Here is a 17,571-nt window from a genome sequence, read left to right on the forward strand (position 1 = left end):
GGTAGCGTAAGGCGCGGCGAGGCCATGAGGGGGCTTCCTTCTATCCTCCGCAGCAGCGGATTCCTGAGCTAGTCCTCTCGCTCTCCTCGCCCTCGACGTGGAGAACCCCGGCCGTCCGCCGTACGGACAGCCGGGGTTCTTGCTTTTCAGCTGTCGAAGTCCACCGTCAGCGTCTCGGAGACCGGGTACGACTGGCAGGTGAGCACATAGCCCGCCTCCACCTCGGCCTCTTCGAGGGCGAAGTTGCGGCGCATGTCGGCCTTGCCGTCGGTGACCAGGGCGCGGCAGGTGCCGCAGACGCCGCCCTTGCAGGCGAACGGCAGGTCGGGGCGGCTGCGTTGGGCGCCGTCCAGGATGCTGCTTTCCCTCGGCAGGGCGGAGGTGGTGGTGCGGCCGTCGAGGACGACGGTCACCTGGCTGACGGGGCCGGTGGGTCCGGCCTCGGTGTGGTGCACCTCGCGCACGGGCTCGTCGTCGGCGTAGAACAGCTCCTGGTGGACGCGGTCGGTGGGCACGCCGAGCCCTTCGAGGACGCGCTGGGCGTCGCGGACCATGCCGTGCGGGCCGCACAGCCACCAGTGGTCGGCGGTGCTCACGTCGACCAGGCCGTCGATGAGGGTGGAGAGCCGTTCGGCGTCGAGCCGGCCGGAGAGCACCTCGGCCTCCCGGGGCTCGCGGGACAGGACGTGGGCGAGCTGGAAGCGGCTCGGGTAGAGGTCCTTGAGGTCGGCCAGTTCGTCGGCGAACATCACCGTGCCGGAGCGGCGGTTGCCGTAGAAGAGGGTGACCCGGGAGCGGGAGTCGGCGGCCAGCACCGACTCGGCGATGGAGATCATCGGGGTGATGCCGGAGCCCGCGGCGATCAGCACGTGGTGGCCGGGGACGGTCACGTCCGGGGTGAAGTTGCCGGTGGGGGCCATGACCTCGACGGTGTCGCCGGGGCGCACCTCGTTGACCAGCCAGGAGGAGAACACACCGCCGGGCACCACCCGGACGCCGATGCGCGGGGCCGAGCCGACCGGCGTGCAGATGGAGTACGAGCGGCGCTCGTCGCGGCCGTCGATCTCGCGCCGCAGGGTCAGTGACTGACCCGGCTCGAAGGCGAACTCCTCGGCCAGCTCGGGCGGGATCTCGAAGCCGACGGCGGCGGCGTCCTCGCACAGCGGGCGCACCTCGGCGACCCGCAGCGCGTGGAAGACCGGGCGGCGGCGCGGGCGCGGCTTCACGGCCTCGGCGGGGCGGTCGGGGCCATCAGATCTCCTTGACGTACTCGAACGGCTCGCGGCAGGCGCGGCAGCGCCAGAGCGCCTTGCAGGAGGTGGCGGCGAACCGGGAGGTCTCCTCGGTGTCCGCCGAGCCGCACCGCGGGCAGGGCACCTCGCGCCGGGTCGGCGACAGGGTGAGCGGCACGGGGCCGCGCGGGGCGGCGTCGGGCGGGGCGATGCCGTGCTCGGCGAGCTTGCGGCGGCCCTCGGGGGTGATCCAGTCGCTGGTCCACGGCGGGTTCAGGACGGTGCGGATCTCCACGCGCTCGTAGCCGGCCTCCCGCAGCCGGGCGGCGACGTCGGCGCGCATCTCGGCCATGGCGGGGCAGCCCGAGTAGGTGGGGGTCAGCTCGGCGACGACCGTGCCGTCCTCGGTGAGCCGGACGTCCCGCAGGACGCCCAGGTCGGCGAGGGTGAGCATGGGCAGCTCGGGGTCCGGCACCCGCTCGGCGATCTCCCGGGCGTGCCGTGTGCCGAGCTGGAGGGTCACCATGTCGCCCCCGGGGTGGCGCGGGCGACGCCCTGCAGCTCCGCGAGGAGCGGGGCGAGATGCTCGGTGTGCTCGCCGGCCCGGCCGGAGCCGGAGGACGGGCGGTAGGCGGGCATGGGCAGCCCGGCCTCCTCGGTGACCTGGCGCAGGACGGCGACGACCTCGTCGCGTACGTCGCAGGCGGTGAACAGTTCGCCGAGGTAGGGCGCGACCTTGTCGAGCGCCTTGCGCATCCGGCTGTGGGACTCCTCGGTGCCGTCGCCGAGGCGGACGGCCCACTCGGCGGCGTACTGCCGGTGGTACGTCAGCTCCTTGGCGCCCTTGGCGGCAACGGCGGCCAGCACCGGGTCGGGGTGGCCGAGCAGCCGCTCGAACTGGGCGAGCCGCCAGGAGGAGAGGACCAGCAGCCGGACGACGCAGAACGCGAAGTCGCCGCGCGGGAGTTCGGCGAGCCGTACGTTGCGGAAGTCGGCGGCGTCGCGGAAGTAGGCGTAGGCGTCCTCGTCGCGGCCGGTGCCGTCGACCTGGCCCGCGCGGGAGTACAGCAGGCGGGCCTGGCCGAGCAGGTCGAGGCCGATGTTGGCGAGCGCGACCTCCTCCTCCAGCTCGGGGGCGCGGGTGATCCACTCGGCGAGGCGCTGGGCCGAGACCAGCGCGTCGTCGCCCAGGGCGACGCAGAGAGCGGCCAGTTCCCCGGCGTCGACGGTGTCGGGCACGGTGGTGTCGACGCCGTGCAGGGGGTCCTCGAAGCCGGTGCCGTAGGCCCAGCGGCTGTCGTCCTCGTGGCCCTCGGCGAGGGTCATGTAGACGTGGTCCTCACTCATCCCCGGCTCCTAAATGTGCGGGACATCGTCGGGGATGTCGTAGAACGTCGGGTGGCGGTAGACCTTGTCGGCGCTGGGGGCGAAGAAGGGGTCCTTCTCGTCGCGGGTGGAGGCGGCGATGTGCTCGGAGCGCACCACCCAGATCGACACGCCCTCGTTGCGCCGGGTGTACAGGTCGCGGGCGTGGGTGAGGGCCATCTGGTCGTCGGCGGCGTGCAGGGAGCCCACGTGGACGTGGTTCAGGCCGCGCTTGCCGCGTACGAAGACCTCGTACAGGGGCCAGGTCTCTTTGCTCATGCCGCCGGTTCCTTCCGGGCCCGCTTGGCCGCGTGGGCGGTGGCCGCCTCGCGCACCCAGGCGCCTTCCTCGTGGGCGCTTCTGCGCCGTTCCATCCGCTGGGCGTTGCAGGGCCCGTTGCCCTTGATGACCCGCATCAGCTCGTCCCAGTCCGGGGTGCCGAAGTCGTGCCGGCCCCGCTCGGGGTTCCACTTCAGCTCCGGGTCGGGCAGCGTCACGCCGAGCTTCTCGGCCTGCGGGACGGTCATGTCGACGAAGCGCTGGCGCAGTTCGTCGTTGGAGTGCCGCTTGATCTTCCAGGCCATGGACTGCGCGGAGTTCGGCGAGGCGTCGTCGGGCGGGCCGAACATCATCAGCGACGGCCACCACCAGCGGTTCACCGCGTCCTGGACCATGGCGCGCTGCTCGTCGGTGCCGCGCATCATCGTCATCAGCAGTTCGTAGCCCTGCCGCTGGTGGAAGGACTCCTCCTTGCAGATGCGGACCATGGCGCGCGCGTAGGGGCCGTAGGAGCTGCGGCACAGGGGGACCTGGTTGCAGATCGCGGCGCCGTCCACGAACCAGCCGATGACGCCGACGTCGGCGAAGCTGAGCGTGGGGTAGTTGAAGATCGAGGAGTACTTCTGGCGGCCCTCGATCAGGCGGTCGGTGAGCTCCGCGCGGTCCACCCCGAGGGTCTCGGCAGCCGAGTACAGGTACAGGCCGTGTCCGGCCTCGTCCTGCACCTTGGCGAAGAGGATCGCCTTGCGGCGCAGCGACGGCGCGCGGGTGATCCACTCGCCCTCGGGCTGCATCCCGATGATCTCCGAGTGGGCGTGCTGCGCGATCTGCCGGACGAGGGTCTTGCGGTAGCCCTCGGGCATCCAGTCGCGCGGCTCGATGCGCTGGTCGTGCGCGATCGTCGCGTCGAAGTGCGCCTGGAGCTCCTCCGGCGACTCGGGGGGCGAGTCCTCGGCGAGGCGTGTCGTGGTCATCTGCACCAGCTTCCCAACCGACCATTCGTTCGGCTCCCAGTGTGACGCGTTTCGGCGCCCCGGGCAAGACCCCATTGGTCCCCGGACCGCCCTTGACAGGCCCTTGCGCGGCTGATTGTTTGGCCGGGAGCCAAATGCAGACCGAATGGTCGGTTGGGACTGAGGTGGTGGAGATGACCACGGCACACCCCGCGGAGGCGATGTTCGCCGCGGACGAGGCCTCGCGGAGCCTGGGGATCGAGCTGCTGGAGCACGGCCCGGGCCGGGCCGAGCTGCGGATGACGGTGACCCGGGCCATGGTCAACGGGCACGGCATCGCCCACGGCGGCTATGTCTTCCTGCTCGCCGACACCGCCTTCGCCTGCGCCTGCAACAGCCACGGCCCGGTAACGGTCGCGGCGGGCGCCGACATCACCTTCGTCGCCCCGGCCCACGCGGGCGACGTCCTGGTGGCCCGCGCCGAGGAGCGGACGCGGTTCGGCCGCAGTGGCATCTACGACGTGAGCGTCCGGCGCGGTGACGAGGTCATTGCGGAGTTCCGCGGCCGCAGCCGCAGCGTCGGCCGCGCAACCGGTGACGCGCCGAAGGAGTCGCAATGAGCAACCTGGGTGAGCCCCTCCCCCACGACCTGCTGGACGACGGCGAGCGGATGAGCCGTGAGCAGCTCAGGGAGCTCCAACTGGACCGGCTGCGCGCCACGTTGCGGCACGCCTACGACAACGTGGAGCTGTACCGCAGGAAGTTCGACGCGGCCGGGGTGACCCCGCAGGACTGCCGCACGCTGGAGGACCTCGCCCGGTTCCCCTTCACCACCAAGGCCGACCTGCGCGACACCTACCCCTTCGGCATGTTCGCGGTCCCCATGTCCGAGGTGCGGCGCGTGCACGCCTCCAGCGGCACCACCGGCCGCCCCACGGTCGTCGGGTACACCGAGAACGACCTGTCGATGTGGTCGGACATGGTCGCCCGCTCGATCCGCGCGGCCGGCGGCCGTCCCGGCCACAAGGTGCACATCTCCTACGGCTACGGCCTGTTCACCGGCGGCCTGGGCGCCCACTACGGCGCCGAGCGCGCCGGATGCACGGTGATCCCGGCCTCCGGCGGGATGACGGCCCGGCAGGTGCAGATCATCCAGGACTTCCGGCCCGAGATCATCATGGTCACGCCGTCCTACATGCTCACCCTGCTCGACGAGTTCGAGAAGCAGGGGGTCGATCCGCGGGACACCTCGCTCCGGGTCGGCATCTTCGGCGCCGAGCCGTGGACGGAGGAGATGCGCCGCGAGATCGAGGAGCGCACCGCGATCCACGCCGTGGACATCTACGGCCTGTCCGAGGTGATCGGGCCGGGCGTGGCGCAGGAGTGCGTGGAGACCAAGGACGGTCTGCACATCTGGGAGGACCACTTCTTCCCCGAGGTCGTCGACCCGGTCACCGACGAGATCATGGCGGAGGGCGAGGAGGGCGAGATCGTGTTCACCTCGCTCACCAAGGAGGCGCTGCCGATCATCCGCTACCGCACCCGCGACCTGACCCGGCTGCTGCCGGGCACCGCGCGGCCGGCGTTCCGGCGGATGCAGAAGGTCACCGGGCGCTGCGACGACATGATCATCCTGCGTGGGGTGAATGTGTTCCCCACTCAGATCGAGGAGATCGTGCTGCGCACGCCCGCCGTCGCCCCGCACTTCCAGATCCAGCTCACCCGGCGCGGCCGGATGGACCATCTCACCGTGCGTGTGGAGAGCCGCCCCGACGCGAACCCCGAGCAGCGCGAGGCGGCCGCGCGGGCCATCGCGCAGGGCGTGAAGGACGGCGTCGGTGTCAGCGTCGACGTGGAGATCGTCGAACCGGAGACACTGGAGCGCTCGCTGGGCAAGCTGAAGCGGGTGAAGGACCTCCGCGAGCCGTAGGTCGGGTCCGCAAAGTCCCGGCTGCCGCCCGACGACCCAGGTCAGCCCGGTTGCCCTTCGATCCGGGCGAGGTGCGCCACGTTCTCCCGGTCCTCGGCGTCCTCGCTGGCCTCGGCCGCGAACCAGGCGTCGAGGATCTCCTTCAGCAGTGGCCCGGAGGTCAGCCGCAGGCTGAGCGCGAGCACATTGGCGTCGTTCCAGCGGCGCGCGCCGTCCGCCGTTCCGGCGTCCGTGCACAGGGCGGCGCGTACGCCGGGCACCTTGTTCGCGGCGATGGAGGCGCCGGTGCCGGTCCAGCAGCAGACCACGGCCTGATCGGCACGTCCGTCGGCGACGTCACGGGCGGCGGCCTCGGAGCAGACCGCCCACTGGGGGTCCGCGCCCGGCCGCAGGGCCCCGTGCGGCACGGTCTCGTGGCCGCGCCGCTCCAGCTCCTCAACGAGGAGGCGGGCGACGGGTTCGTCCATGTCGGAGGAGACGGAGATCCGCATGCCCCGCAGCCTACTCAGCGCCTCTTCCGTGATCCACGCCACAGGCTGTCACAGGGTTCGTCCGCGCGGTGTCTTGAGGCCGACACCTTGATGCGGAGGAGACACCATGACTGCCCACTCGCACGTGATCGTGGTCGGCGGCGGCTTCGCGGGCGTGATGGCCGCGAACCGGCTGACCCAGCGCCCCGATGTGACCGTGACCGTGATCAACTCCCGCCCGGTCTTCGTCCCCCGGCTCCGGCTGCACCAGCTGGTGGGCGGCGCCGACGACGTACTCGTCCAGTACCGCGAGGTCCTGGCGGACCGGGTCCGGCTCCTCGTCGACCACGTGACCCGGATCGACGCGGCCGGGCGCGCGGTCGAACTGGCCGACGGCAGCCGCCTCGACTACGACTACCTCGTCTACGCCGTGGGCAGCGGCGGGGCCGAACCGCGGGTGCCCGGCGGCGAGTTCACCCACGCCGTGGCCACCCTGGAGGCAGCGCGGGCGTTGCGGTCGCGCCTCGACGACACGCCGGGGACCGCCGCGGTGACGGTGGTCGGTGGCGGCCCGACCGGTATCGAGACCGCCGGTGAACTGGCCGAGCGCGGACGCCGGGTCACCCTGCTCTGCGGCGGCACGCTCGGCCCGTACCTGCACCCCCGTGCCCGCCGTACGGCGGCCGGGCGGCTGGCCCGGCTCGGCGTGACCGTGCTCGACGGCCCGGGGACCAAGGTGACGCGGGTGACGCGGGAGGCTGTGCACCTGGCCGACGGGCGCGTGCTGCCGAGCGAGGTCACCGTCTGGACCGCCGGGTTCGGGGTGCCGGACCTGGCCGCGCGCAGCGGCCTGACCACCGACTCGGCGGGCCGGCTGCTCACCGACGAGACCCTGACCTCCGTGGACGACGAGCGCGTCGTGGCGGCCGGCGACTCGGCGGCGCCGTCCGACCTGCCGTTCCGGATGAGCGCCTACGCGGCCGGATGCCTGGGCGCACACGCCGCGGACACCGTCCTCAACCGGCTCGCCGGGCAGCCGGCCGAGCCCCTCGACCTGTCGTTCAACGCCATGTGCGTCAGCATCGGCAGCGGGGCGGGCATCTTCCAGCTCGCCAGCAAGGACGACACCGCCAAGCGCCTCTACGTCAGCGGCCGCGCGGGCGCGAAGCTCAAGGGGCTGACCTACACCTTCAGCGTGAAGCACCTGGTGAAGGAGGCCCGCAAGCCCGGCTCGCACCACTGGCCGAAGGGCGAGTACCGCCGCGAGGTCCTGCGCGACCGGCCCGCGCAGGCACCGGTCGCACAGCGGTGACGGGTGCGGCCCCCGTTACGCGCCGCCCGCCCCCTGGGCCGCGCGCAGGCGCAGGGCTTCGCGGGTGGCCGCGACGTGGGTGCCGCGCGGGCGGTTGTGGGGGAGCTTGGCGAGGACGGCGGCCATGCCGCAGGTGTTGGTGAGCGCGGAGAAGACCAGGCCGCCGCCGATGCCCGCGGAGAGCAGCTGCCAGGCCGGGTGGACGAAGGCGCCCAGGAGGATGCCCAGGACCACCAGCGAGCCCGCCGTGAGGCGCACCTGGCGTTCCATGCCCCAGACCGTGCGGGCGGTGCCGGGTTCGGGGTGGTGGAGGTCGTGGCCCTCGGCGGCCCAGGCGCTGGTGCCTCCGGCGAGGGTGGCGGCCTCGATGCCCTCGGCGGCCAGGACGCGGCAGGCGTTCTCGGAGCGGGCGCCGGAGGCGCACACCAGCAGGAGCCCTGCCGTCTCGCGCAGCTCGGGCAGCGCGCCGCGGATCTGGTCGAGCGGGAGGTTGAGAGCGCCGGGCAGGTGGCCCGTGGCGTGCTCTCCGGGGGTCCGGACGTCGATCACGGTGAACTCGTGCAGGCGGGCGCGGGCCTGGCCCGGGGTGATGACGACGGGGGTCAGCGGTGCGGTCATGGCAGATGTGATCCTTGTTGTTCGATGTTCGACGTGTTCCCGAACCGGGACGTAGAGTACCCCTAGGGGTATTCATGGAGGAGTGATGGTGGAACTGGACCTGGCGGGTGCCGAGCTGAAGGCCGTGCTGAACCGGCTGCGCCGGGCGCAGGGCCAGATCTCCGGCGTGATCCGGATGATCGAGGAGGGCCGGGACTGCGAGGAGGTCGTCATGCAGCTCGCCGCCGCCTCCCGCGCCCTGGACCGGGCCGGCTTCGCCATCATCGCGACCGGCCTCCAGCAGTGCGTGGCCGACATGGAGGCGGGCCGCAGCAACGGCGAGGACGCGGAGCAGATGCGGGCCCGCCTGGAGAAGCTCTTCCTGTCGCTGGCCTGAGCGCCCGCCCGCGGCGGAGGGCCTGAGCGCCCGTCTCGGCGGAGTGCCAGAGCACCCGCCCCGGCGGAGAGCCAGAGCACCCGCCCCGGCGCGGAGGGCTCGGGCCCGGCTTCCGGGTGTTCAGAGCGCGGCCTCCGCCAGCATGAAGGCCGACACCGCCAGCAGGGCCATCGCGAACGCCCGTTGCAGGGTGTCCGCGGACGTCCTGGTCGCCAGCCGACGGCCGTCCCAGGCGGCCAGCATCGCCGCGGCGGCGAACGGGGCCACCAGGGACCAGTCCAGGTCGGCGGTGGTGTCGGCGCGGGCGGTGAGCGCCGTCAGCGAGTTGACGGTGATCACCAGCAGGCTGGTGCCCACCGCGACGCGCATCCGCAGGCCCACGCCCGTCACCAGTGCCGGTACGGCCAGAAAGCCGCCGCCCACCCCGAGCACGCCGGTGACGGCGCCGAGCCCCGCGCCGACCCCGGCCGCGCGCCGGGGCCGTAGGGGACGCTCCCCGATGGCCGGTCCGGGCCGGCCGGCGCGGAGCATACGGGTGGCGACCACGGCCGCCAGCACCGCGAAGGCGGCGGTGAGCAGGGCGTCGGGGATACGGGCGGCCAGGGTGCCGCCGAGCAGGGCCGGGACGGCGCCCGCCGCCGCGAAGGCGAGACCGGCGCGCCAGCGGACCCGCCCGTCGCGGGCGTGCCCGTACAGGGCCGTGGCGGAGGTCAGGACGACGATCACGAGCGAGGCCGTGGTGGCCGCCGCCGGGCTGAAGCCGAGCAGGTAGATCAGCGCGGGGACGGCGAGCACGCTGCCGCCGCCCCCGAGGGCGCCGAGGGCCAGCCCTACGACGGCACCGGCCGCCAGGGCGAGGAGCACGGGAGTCACGGCGTGGCGCCGTCCGGTTCCACGGGCAGTCCGGCCCGCGCCCACTCGGTCATCCCGCCGATCACGTCCACCGCGTCGACGCCCAGGCCGGTCAGCAGGTCGGCGGCCCACTGGGAGCGGTTGCCGGAACGGCAGATCAGCAGCAGGGGGCGGCCCTGCGCCTCGGGCGGCAACTGGGGCAGGGCCCCGAGCGGCAGATGCAGTGCCCAGGGGACGTGGCCCGCTTGCCACTCGTCCGTTTCGCGTACGTCCACCAGCAGGGCCGGACCGCCGTCGCGGGTCAGTTCGGCCGCCTCCTGGACGGTGATGCGCCCCGCCATGTCAGCGGGCCCGCACGACGAGACCGGCGCGTTCCGCGGAGTCGAAGGCGTCGTCCACCGCGACGACGCGCCGACCCGCCGCGTCGAGCAGGGACGCGGCGATCGCCGCCCGCGTCCCGCCCGCGCAGTGCACCCACACCTCGCCCTCGGGGACCTCGTCGATCCGGCGGTGCAGGGTGTGCAGGGGGATGTGGACGGAGCCCTCGATGTGTCCGTCCGCCCGCTCGGAGTCGCGCCGTACGTCGAGGACGACCGTGCCCTCGGCCGGGTGACGGCGGGCCAGTTCGGCGAAGTCGGCGCGCGGGAAGGCGGCGGCCGTCCCGTCCGCGGGGAGCCAGTCGGCGGGACCGCCGGTGGCCGCGGCGGCGGGCCGGTCGATGCCGACGCGCGTCAGCGCGCGCTGGGCGTCGGCCAGTTGCTCCGCCGACTCGGCGAGCAGGGTCACCGGCCTGCCCCAGGGGATCAGCCAGGCGAGGTACATCGCGAACTGGCCGACGGCCTCGAAGTTGAACGTGCCCGCGACGTGCCCCTCGGCGAAGGCGACCCGGCTGCGCAGGTCCACCACCCACTCCCCCGCGGCGAGCCGGGCGGCGATCTCCTCGGCGTCGGCGACGGCGGGCGGGGTGAGGTCGACGGGCCGGGGTCCGGCGGCGTTGAGCGGGCCCATGTGCGTGTAGTAGGCGGGTATGTCGTCGAGGCCGGCGAGGAGTTCGGCGACGAAGGTGTCGACGTCCAGGGTGAGCGCCTCGTTCTGCGCCTTCTCCTTGCCGATCGTCGTGGCGTCGCCCGCGGCCTGGGTCGAGGAGCAGAAGCTGCCGAAGCCGTGCGTGGGCAGGACCGGCGTCTCGTCGGGGAGTTCGGCGGCCAGACGGTGCGCGGAGGCGTGCTGGGCGCGGGCCAGCCGCTCGGTCAGCCTGGGCTCGACCAGGTCCGGACGGCCGACAGTGCCGATGAGCAGGGAGCCCCCGGTGAAGGCGGCGACCGCGGTGCCGTCCTCCTCCAGGACGTAGGAGGTGTGGTGCGGGGTGTGGCCCGGCGTGGCCAGGGCGCGCAGGGTGAGGCCCGCGCCGGCGTCGACGGTCACCCGGTCGCCGTCGCGCACCGGGGTACGGGCGAAGGAGACCTGGGCGTCGGCGGGGACCAGGTAGACGGCGCCGGTCAGCCGGGCCAGCTCCAGGCCGCCGGAGACGTAGTCGTTGTGCAGGTGCGTCTCCACGACGTGCGTGATGCGTACGTCCCGCCGTACCGCTGCCGCCAGCACGTGGTCGATGTCGCGCGGCGGGTCGACCACCACGGCCGTCCGCTCGCCGCCCGCCAGATAGCCGCGATTGCCGAGTCCTGCCACGTCGACGGTGTCGATGAAGAACACTCCGGGCACTCCTTTCCCATCCACGGATTACCCCCCGGGGTATACGGCGAATGTAGCACGGGTACCCCCAGGGGTATTTTTCGGAGCCTGGAACGGCCGAGATCGGCGTCTAAGGTGATCGGCATGCAGTCCTACACAATCGGCCAGGCCGCACGGCTCCTCGGCGTGAGCCCCGACACCGCGCGCCGCTGGGCGGACGCCGGCCGCGTGGCCACCCGCAGGGACGAGACCGGTCGGCGTCTGGTGGACGGAAAGGATCTGGCCGCCTTCTCCGTGGAGCTGGCCAAGAGCGGCGGGGCCGAGGGCGAGACCCCCTACACGTCCGTCCGCAACTCCTTCCCCGGCATCGTCACCGCGATCAAGCTCGGGGACGTGGCGGCGCAGGTGGAGATCCAGGCCGGACCGCACCGCCTGGTCTCCCTGCTGACCCGCGAGGCGGTGGAGGAGCTGGGCCTGGAGGTCGGCATGGAGGCCACGGCCCGGGTGAAGTCGACAAACGTACACATCGACCGGCCGTGACCCGCACCGGCAAGACCGCCGCCCGGCGCCGACGCCTCCGCGCGGGCGCCCCCGTGCCCCTGCTGGTGCCCGCGCTGCTGGGGCTGGCGTTCCTGGTCGTCCCGCTGATCGCCCTGCTCGTACGGGCTCCCTGGCGCAGCATGCCCGAGCTGCTGACCAGCGCCGAGGTGTGGGACGCCCTGCGGCTGTCCCTGGTGTGCGCGACGGCGGCGACCGCGGTGAGCCTGGTCGTGGGCGTGCCGCTGGCCTGGCTGCTGGCCCGCGTCGAGTTCCCGGGGCGGGGTCTCGTACGGGCTCTGGTGACCCTTCCGCTCGTGCTGCCGCCGGTGGTCGGCGGTGTCGCGCTGCTGATGGCCCTGGGCCGCAACGGCATCGTCGGGCAGTGGCTGGACTCCTGGTTCGGGATCACCCTGCCCTTCACCACGGCGGGGGTCGTGGTCGCAGAGGCGTTCGTGGCGATGCCGTTCCTGGTCATCAGCGTCGAGGGCACGCTGCGGGCGGCCGACCCGCGCTTCGAGGAGGCCGCGGCCACCCTGGGCGCCTCCCGGTTCACCGCGTTCCGCCGGGTCACGCTGCCCCTGATCGCGCCCGGTGTCGCGGCCGGTGCCGTGCTCGCGTGGGCGCGGGCACTCGGGGAGTTCGGCGCGACGATCACCTTCGCGGGCAACTTTCCGGGCCGGACCCAGACCATGCCGCTCGCTGTCTATCTGGCGTTGCAGAGCGACCCCGAGGCGGCCATCGCCTTGAGCCTCGTCCTGCTCGCCGTGTCCGTCGCCGTCCTGGCCGGACTGCGCGACCGCTGGATGACCGCCTCATGACCGGACTCGACGCCCATCTGGTGGTGGACCGCGGGGAGTTCCGCCTCGACATCGCGCTGACCGTCGCCCCGGGCGAGGTGGTCGCGCTGCTCGGCCCGAACGGCGCCGGCAAGTCCACCGCGCTGCGCGCCCTCGCCGGACTGACCCCGCTCAGCGACGGCCACCTACAGCTGGACGGCGAGGAGTTGGACCGTACCCCGCCCGAACACCGGCCGGTCGGGGTGGTGTTCCAGGACTACCTGCTGTTCCCGCATCTCACGGCGCTCGACAACGTGGCCTTCGGACCGCGCTGCCAGGGCGCGTCCAGGGCGGAGTCCCGGGCGCGCGCCGCCGAGTGGCTGGACCGTATGGGGCTCGCCGACCACGCCCAGGCCAAGCCGCGCAGGCTGTCCGGCGGGCAGGCGCAGCGTGTGGCGCTGGCCCGCGCCCTGGCCTTGAACCCCCGGCTGCTCCTGCTCGACGAGCCCCTCGCCGCCCTGGACGCCCGTACCCGGCTGGAGGTGCGGGCCGCGCTGCGGCGGCACCTGGCCGACTTCGAGGCGGTGGCCGTTCTCGTCACCCATGACCCGCTGGACGCGATGGTGCTGGCCGACCGGCTGGTCGTCGTCGAGCACGGCCGGGTGGTGCAGCAGGGCGCGCCGTCGCACATCGCCCGGCATCCGCGTACCGACTACATCGCGCAGTTGGTCGGCCTGAACCTGTACCGGGGTGAGGCGGACGGACACGCCGTGCGGGTCGAGGGCGCGGCCGAGGTGATCACCACGGAGGATCTCCGCGGCCCGGTGTTCGTCGCCTTCCCGCCGAGCGCGGTCACCCTGCACCGGGACCGGCCGACCGGTTCCAGCGCCCGGAACCTGTGGCGCTGCGAGGTGGCGGGCCTGGAGAGTCACGGCGACCAGATCCGCGCCGACCTGACCGGTGAGCTGGCGCTCGCCGCCGACCTCACCACCGTCGCCGCGGCCGAGCTGGAGCTGCACCCGGGCGCCACGGTGTGGGCGACGGTGAAGGCGGCCGAGACGCACGCCTACCCGGCGTGATCAGTGGGTCGGGTCCGCCCGGGTGATGTCGGCGAGCGCGGTGTGCGGCTCCTCGGTGACGGCGAGGTCGCCGAGACTGACCATGCCGACGGGGCAGCCGCCGCGTTCCACGACGGGCAGCCGGCGCACCGCGTACTGGCGCATCAGCTCCGCCGCGTGGTCGGTGGTGTCCTCCGGGCTCACGGTGACCACCGGGGGCCTGCTGCACACCGAGCCGACGGCCGTGGTGTGCGGGTCGACGCCCTCGGCGACGGCCCGGACCACGATGTCGCGGTCGGTGAGCACACCGAAGAGGTCGCAGTCGTAGGCCACGAGCACATCTCCGACGTTGTGCTCGTTCATCACGCGGGCCGCCTTCTCCAGCGTGGTCATCGGTTCGACGGCCACCGCTCCGGGCGACATCACATCGCGTATCCGATGGGTCATGGGGGCATCTCCTGTCCGGGTCGGTCCGGCTACGCGCGCCCCTTGCGCAGGAAGCGCCTGAGCCGGGTCAGGGTCCAGGTGTTGATCACGTCGTCCTTGGTCAGCCAGCCGCGCTGGGCCGTGGCCACGCCGTAGCGCATATGGGCCAGGTGGGGTACGGCGTGGGCGTCGCTGTCGACGGCGAAGCGCACGCCGTGCCGTTTGGCCCGCAGGATGTGCTCGTCGTTGAGGTCGAGCCGGTCCGGGTGGGCGTTGATCTCCAGGGCGGTGCCGGTGCGGGCGCAGGCGGCGAAGACCTCGTCGAGGTCGGCGTCGATGCCGGACCGCCTGCCGATCAGGCGGGTGGTGGGGTGGCCGATGACGTTGACGCAGGGGTTCTCGCAGGCCCGCACCAGGCGCCGGGTGAGCGCGTCCCGGCTCTGGTCGAAGTGGGAGTGGATCGAGGCCACGCAGACGTCGAAGTCGGCGAGGAAGTCGTCCGGCCAGTCGACGCCGCCCTCGGGGCCGATGTTCAGTTCCACGCCGTGCAGGAGCCGCATGCCGCGCGGGGGACTGAGTTCCCGTACCTGTGCGCGCTGGGCGAGCATCCGCTCCTTGGTCATGCGCTGCATGGACAGGTCGGGGGCGTGGTCGGTGATCGCGTAGTAGGCGTAGCCGCGCCCGGCGGCCGCGGCGACCATGTCCTCCAGGGAGGCGAGTCCGTCGGTGAGGTCGGTGTGGGTGTGCAGGTCGCCGCGCAGGTCCGCCTCGGTGACCAGCTCGGGCAGGGTGCCCTCCAGGCCGGCCTCGATCTCCCCGCGGTCCTCGCGCAGCGGGGGCGCGATCCAGGGCAGCCCGAGCCGGGCGTACACGTCCTCCTCGGTGCGGGAGACGATCCGCTCGCCGGTCTCGGTGTCGAAGAGTCCGTACTCGGAGAGCTTCAGCTTCTGGTGGACGGCCCGTTCCCGGATCCTGATGTTGTGGGCCTTGGAGCCGGTGAAGTACAGCAGGGCCGCGCCCCAGGAGTCCTTCGGCACGACGCGCAGGTCGACGTTGAGTCCCCGGTCGGTGCGCACGGAGGTCTTCTTGTCGCCGTGGGCGATGACCTCGGTGACGTACGGCAGCTCGGTGAACGCCTTCATCACCGGTCCGGGCGTGCGGGCGGCGACCAGGACGTCGATGTCGCCGATGGTCTCGCGGCCCCGGCGCAGCGAACCCGCGTAGGCGCACCGCAGTACGCCGCTCGCCTCGGACAGCGCGTCGACGACGGACTCGGCGAGGTCGGCGGCGACGTCGACGAGGACCCGGTCCCCGGCGGAGCGCAGCAGGTCGATGCCGTGCAGGAGTTTCTCCTCGGTGCGCGGGCCGAAGCCCTTCAGGTCGCGCAGTTTCTGTTCGTGGATGGCGTCGGCGAGTTCGTCGACCGAGGAGATGCCCAGCTCCTGGTAGAGCACCAGGGCCTTCTTGGGGCCGAGGGAGGGGATGGCGGTCAGCCGCCGGACTCCGGCCGGGATCTTCGCGCGCAGTTTCTCGACCGCGGCGACGCTGCCGGTGCCCAGGTACTCGACGATCTTCTCGGCGGTCGACTTGCCGACGCCGGGGATCTCCTGGAGGCCCTTGAGGTCGAGGGTGGAGACATCGGCGTGGTGGCCGCCGATCGCGCGGGCGGCCTTCTCGTAGACGCGCGCCCTGAACGCGTCTCCTCCGGTGATCGAGATCAGGTCCGCGTACTCCTGGAAGAGCGCGGCCACCTCGTCGTTGGCACGAGCCACATGTTCAGGGTAGGCACGCGGGACGGTTTCAGTCCCCCGAGGCGGCCCGTACGTGGTCCGCGCACCACTGCCGGGCCGCGTCGGCGACGGTCTCCAGCGCGCCGGGCTCCTCGAACAGGTGCGTGGCTCCGGACACGACATGCACGGTGCAGGGCACCCGCAGCCGCCGGGCCGCGTCCTCGTTGAGCCGCATCACTTCCAGGTCCCGCCCGCCCACGATCAGCAGCACGGGCGCCCGTACGGCCTCCAGGGCGCCCTCGGCCAGGTCGGGACGGCCTCCGCGGGAGACCACGGTCAGCACGCGCGCGGGGCGCTCGGCGGCGGCCACCAGTGCGGCGGCGGCGCCGGTACTGGCGCCGAACAGCGCCACCAGCAGGTTCCGGGTCTCCTCCCGCTCCGCCAGCCAGTCGATCGCGGCCACCAGGCGCCCGCCGAGCAGCGGGATGTCGAAGCGGTACCCGCGCGTGATCTCGTCCTCGCGTGCCTCCTCCTCGGTGAGCAGGTCCATCAGCAGCGTGCCGAGGCCGACGCCGTGCAGGGCCTGGGCGACCTTCCGGTTGCGGGGGCTGTGCCGGGAACTTCCGCTGCCGTGCGCGAACAGCACGACGGCCCGGGCCCGGGAGGGCAGGACCAGTTCACCGGCCAGTTCGACGCCCCGGCCCGCGGGCACGACGACCGCTCGGGAGATCATCGCCATCGCCTGCTTTCCCTGCTCCGCCGTTTTCCGTGTCTGCTTCCACGATCCCCGGCATCGGCGGTTTCCACGATCGGTACCGGGTTCCGGGTGCCGCGGGCGGCCTACCGTGGAGTCATGGGCGGCGGTGTCGTGACGCTGTTCCTGTGCGGCGATGTGATGCTCGGGCGCGGCGTCGACCAGATCCTCGCGCACCCCGGCGACCCGGCCCTGCGCGAGACGTACGTGACGGACGCCCGCGCCTACGTCCGTCTCGCGGAGGCCGCGAACGGTCCGGTCCCGGCGCCCGTGCCGCCCTCCTGGCCGTGGGGCGAGGCGCTGCCCCTGCTCGCCGCGAGCGCCCCCGACGTGCGGATCGTGAACCTGGAGACCTCGGTCACCGCCGACGGCTCCTTCGCGCCCGACAAGGAGATCCACTACCGGATGCATCCGGCCAACCTCCCCGCCCTGACCGTGGCCCGCCCCGATGTCTGTGTGCTCGCCAACAACCACGTCCTGGACTTCGGCACCCTCGGGCTGGCCGAGACCCTCACCGCGCTCCCCCGCGCGGGGCTGCGCACGGCGGGCGCCGGGCGGGACGCCGAGGAGGCGTACGGACCGGCCGTGGTACCGCTCGGCACGGGCGGCCGGGTGCTGGTGTGGGCGCTGGCTTTTCGGTCCAGCGGTGTGCCCGACTCGTGGGCGGCGACGGCGGAACGGGCGGGCGTGGCGTACCTGCGCGCGGCGACGCCTGATGCGGCCACCGCCGTGCTGGAGCGCGTGGAGCGGTTGCGGCGGCCCGGTGACCTCGTGGTCGTGTCGGTGCACTGGGGGTCCAACTGGGGCTATCAAGTGCCCGGGTCCCACGTCGAGTTCGCGCACGCCCTGGTCGACGGCGGGGTCGACGTGGTCCATGGGCACTCCTCGCACCATCCGCGTCCGGTGGAGGTGTACCGCGACCGGCTGATCCTGTACGGGTGCGGCGACTTCGTCGACGACTACGAGGGCATCGGCGGATTCGGGGAGTACCGGGCGGAGTTGCGGCTGATGTTCCTGTTGTCGGTGGCGGACAGCGGGCGGCTGACGGGGCTGCGGACGGTGCCGTTGCGGGCCCGGCGGATGCGGCTGGAGCGGGCCGGGGCGGCGGACACGGAGTGGCTGCGGGAGACGCTCGGGCGGATCAGCGCGGGGGTGCGGGTCACGGTCGCCGACGACGGTTCGCTCACGCTCACTTGAAACAGTTTCGCTGC

The 17,571-nt window shown here is 73.0% G+C and carries 21 protein-coding genes; 8 read left to right on the forward strand and 13 right to left on the reverse strand.

What is annotated here, in order from left to right; genetic code table 11:
- Nucleotides 1-146 precede the first annotated feature (146 nt).
- The 5 genes from paaE to paaA are packed head-to-tail and all read right to left on the reverse strand — an operon-like array spanning nucleotide 147 to nucleotide 3,850.
- Nucleotides 147-1,226: a 1,2-phenylacetyl-CoA epoxidase subunit PaaE gene (gene paaE / locus GA0115233_RS07765; RefSeq protein WP_093719361.1), complete on the reverse strand. Its 1,080-nt coding sequence runs from the start codon at nucleotides 1,224-1,226 to the stop codon at nucleotides 147-149.
- 25 nt (nucleotides 1,227-1,251) lie between these two features.
- The gene (paaD, locus tag GA0115233_RS07770; protein WP_093719362.1) at nucleotides 1,252-1,758 is read right to left on the reverse strand and encodes a 1,2-phenylacetyl-CoA epoxidase subunit PaaD; all 507 of its coding nucleotides are present in this window, start codon (nucleotides 1,756-1,758) and stop codon (nucleotides 1,252-1,254) included.
- The gene (gene paaC, locus GA0115233_RS07775; RefSeq protein WP_093719363.1) at nucleotides 1,752-2,579 is read right to left on the reverse strand and encodes a 1,2-phenylacetyl-CoA epoxidase subunit PaaC; all 828 of its coding nucleotides are present in this window, start codon (nucleotides 2,577-2,579) and stop codon (nucleotides 1,752-1,754) included. Before paaC ends, paaD begins: the two co-directional genes overlap by 7 nt.
- Before the next feature lie 9 nt (nucleotides 2,580-2,588).
- Nucleotides 2,589-2,876: a 1,2-phenylacetyl-CoA epoxidase subunit PaaB gene (paaB, locus tag GA0115233_RS07780; protein WP_093719364.1), complete on the reverse strand. Its 288-nt coding sequence runs from the start codon at nucleotides 2,874-2,876 to the stop codon at nucleotides 2,589-2,591.
- A complete protein-coding gene (paaA, locus tag GA0115233_RS07785) occupies nucleotides 2,873-3,850 on the reverse strand; it encodes a 1,2-phenylacetyl-CoA epoxidase subunit PaaA (protein WP_093719365.1) in 978 nt (325 codons plus the stop codon). Before paaA ends, paaB begins: the two co-directional genes overlap by 4 nt.
- A 173-nt stretch (nucleotides 3,851-4,023) precedes the next feature.
- On the opposite strand from paaA, the gene paaI reads away from it, so the two are divergent.
- Entirely contained in the window at nucleotides 4,024-4,449 is a 426-nt protein-coding gene (gene paaI, locus GA0115233_RS07790) for a hydroxyphenylacetyl-CoA thioesterase PaaI (protein ID WP_093719388.1), read from the forward strand.
- The gene (gene paaK, locus GA0115233_RS07795) at nucleotides 4,446-5,759 is read left to right on the forward strand and encodes a phenylacetate--CoA ligase PaaK (RefSeq protein WP_093719366.1); all 1,314 of its coding nucleotides are present in this window, start codon (nucleotides 4,446-4,448) and stop codon (nucleotides 5,757-5,759) included. The genes paaI and paaK overlap by 4 nt, the downstream gene beginning before the upstream one ends.
- A 41-nt stretch (nucleotides 5,760-5,800) precedes the next feature.
- On the opposite strand, the gene GA0115233_RS07800 is transcribed toward paaK, so the two are convergent.
- Nucleotides 5,801-6,250: an RpiB/LacA/LacB family sugar-phosphate isomerase gene (locus tag GA0115233_RS07800; protein ID WP_093719367.1), complete on the reverse strand. Its 450-nt coding sequence runs from the start codon at nucleotides 6,248-6,250 to the stop codon at nucleotides 5,801-5,803.
- A gap of 106 nt (nucleotides 6,251-6,356) precedes the next feature.
- Between GA0115233_RS07800 and GA0115233_RS07805 the strand changes: the two genes are divergently transcribed.
- A complete protein-coding gene (locus GA0115233_RS07805) occupies nucleotides 6,357-7,541 on the forward strand; it encodes an NAD(P)/FAD-dependent oxidoreductase (RefSeq protein WP_093719368.1) in 1,185 nt (394 codons plus the stop codon).
- 15 nt (nucleotides 7,542-7,556) lie between these two features.
- Here GA0115233_RS07805 and GA0115233_RS07810 read toward each other — a convergent pair whose 3' ends face one another.
- Nucleotides 7,557-8,159 carry a rhodanese-like domain-containing protein gene (locus GA0115233_RS07810; protein WP_093719369.1) on the reverse strand — a complete coding sequence of 201 codons (603 nt, stop codon included), beginning with the start codon at nucleotides 8,157-8,159 and terminating at the stop codon, nucleotides 7,557-7,559.
- 88 nt (nucleotides 8,160-8,247) lie between these two features.
- Between GA0115233_RS07810 and GA0115233_RS07815 the strand changes: the two genes are divergently transcribed.
- Nucleotides 8,248-8,535, forward strand: coding sequence for a metal-sensitive transcriptional regulator (locus GA0115233_RS07815; protein WP_093719389.1), 288 nt, complete (start codon nucleotides 8,248-8,250; stop codon nucleotides 8,533-8,535).
- Nucleotides 8,536-8,655: 120 nt separating this feature from the next.
- Here GA0115233_RS07815 and GA0115233_RS07820 read toward each other — a convergent pair whose 3' ends face one another.
- Genes GA0115233_RS07820 through GA0115233_RS07830 form a run of 3 tightly spaced genes read right to left on the reverse strand, consistent with a single transcriptional unit; the run spans nucleotide 8,656 to nucleotide 11,097 of the window.
- Entirely contained in the window at nucleotides 8,656-9,408 is a 753-nt protein-coding gene (locus GA0115233_RS07820; protein WP_093719370.1) for a sulfite exporter TauE/SafE family protein, read from the reverse strand.
- Entirely contained in the window at nucleotides 9,405-9,728 is a 324-nt protein-coding gene (locus GA0115233_RS07825) for a rhodanese-like domain-containing protein (RefSeq protein WP_093719371.1), read from the reverse strand. The genes GA0115233_RS07820 and GA0115233_RS07825 overlap by 4 nt, the downstream gene beginning before the upstream one ends.
- A 1-nt stretch (nucleotide 9,729) precedes the next feature.
- A complete protein-coding gene (locus GA0115233_RS07830; RefSeq protein ID WP_093719372.1) occupies nucleotides 9,730-11,097 on the reverse strand; it encodes an MBL fold metallo-hydrolase in 1,368 nt (455 codons plus the stop codon).
- Between the two features lie 123 nt (nucleotides 11,098-11,220).
- Here GA0115233_RS07830 and GA0115233_RS07835 point away from each other — a divergent pair, with 123 nt between their 5' ends.
- From GA0115233_RS07835 to GA0115233_RS07845, 3 genes are read left to right on the forward strand one after another with little or no spacing between them, the layout of a single operon-like run.
- Entirely contained in the window at nucleotides 11,221-11,616 is a 396-nt protein-coding gene (locus tag GA0115233_RS07835) for a TOBE domain-containing protein (protein ID WP_176711668.1), read from the forward strand.
- Nucleotides 11,613-12,434, forward strand: a complete 822-nt coding sequence (gene modB / locus GA0115233_RS07840) for a molybdate ABC transporter permease subunit (protein WP_093719374.1) — start codon at nucleotides 11,613-11,615, stop codon at nucleotides 12,432-12,434. Before GA0115233_RS07835 ends, modB begins: the two co-directional genes overlap by 4 nt.
- Nucleotides 12,431-13,471: an ABC transporter ATP-binding protein gene (locus GA0115233_RS07845; RefSeq protein ID WP_093719375.1), complete on the forward strand. Its 1,041-nt coding sequence runs from the start codon at nucleotides 12,431-12,433 to the stop codon at nucleotides 13,469-13,471. Before modB ends, GA0115233_RS07845 begins: the two co-directional genes overlap by 4 nt.
- Here the strand turns inward: GA0115233_RS07845 and GA0115233_RS07850 are convergent, their stop codons facing one another.
- Genes GA0115233_RS07850 through GA0115233_RS07860 form a run of 3 tightly spaced genes read right to left on the reverse strand, consistent with a single transcriptional unit; the run spans nucleotide 13,472 to nucleotide 16,339 of the window.
- Complete coding sequence (locus tag GA0115233_RS07850; RefSeq protein ID WP_093719376.1) at nucleotides 13,472-13,897, reverse strand: CBS domain-containing protein; 426 nt, start codon at nucleotides 13,895-13,897, stop codon at nucleotides 13,472-13,474. It lies immediately after the preceding gene.
- A gap of 29 nt (nucleotides 13,898-13,926) precedes the next feature.
- Complete coding sequence (polX, locus tag GA0115233_RS07855) at nucleotides 13,927-15,648, reverse strand: DNA polymerase/3'-5' exonuclease PolX (RefSeq protein WP_093719377.1); 1,722 nt, start codon at nucleotides 15,646-15,648, stop codon at nucleotides 13,927-13,929.
- A 28-nt stretch (nucleotides 15,649-15,676) separates the two neighbouring features.
- Nucleotides 15,677-16,339: a dienelactone hydrolase family protein gene (locus tag GA0115233_RS07860; protein ID WP_093719390.1), complete on the reverse strand. Its 663-nt coding sequence runs from the start codon at nucleotides 16,337-16,339 to the stop codon at nucleotides 15,677-15,679.
- 120 nt (nucleotides 16,340-16,459) lie between these two features.
- On the opposite strand from GA0115233_RS07860, the gene GA0115233_RS07865 reads away from it, so the two are divergent.
- Complete coding sequence (locus tag GA0115233_RS07865) at nucleotides 16,460-17,557, forward strand: CapA family protein (RefSeq protein ID WP_093719378.1); 1,098 nt, start codon at nucleotides 16,460-16,462, stop codon at nucleotides 17,555-17,557.
- The last annotated feature ends 14 nt before the right edge of the window (nucleotides 17,558-17,571 follow it).

Origin of the sequence: Streptomyces sp. DI166 (genome assembly GCF_900091315.1) — a bacterium.
Classification (GTDB): Bacteria; Actinomycetota; Actinomycetes; order Streptomycetales; family Streptomycetaceae; genus Streptomyces; species Streptomyces fuscus.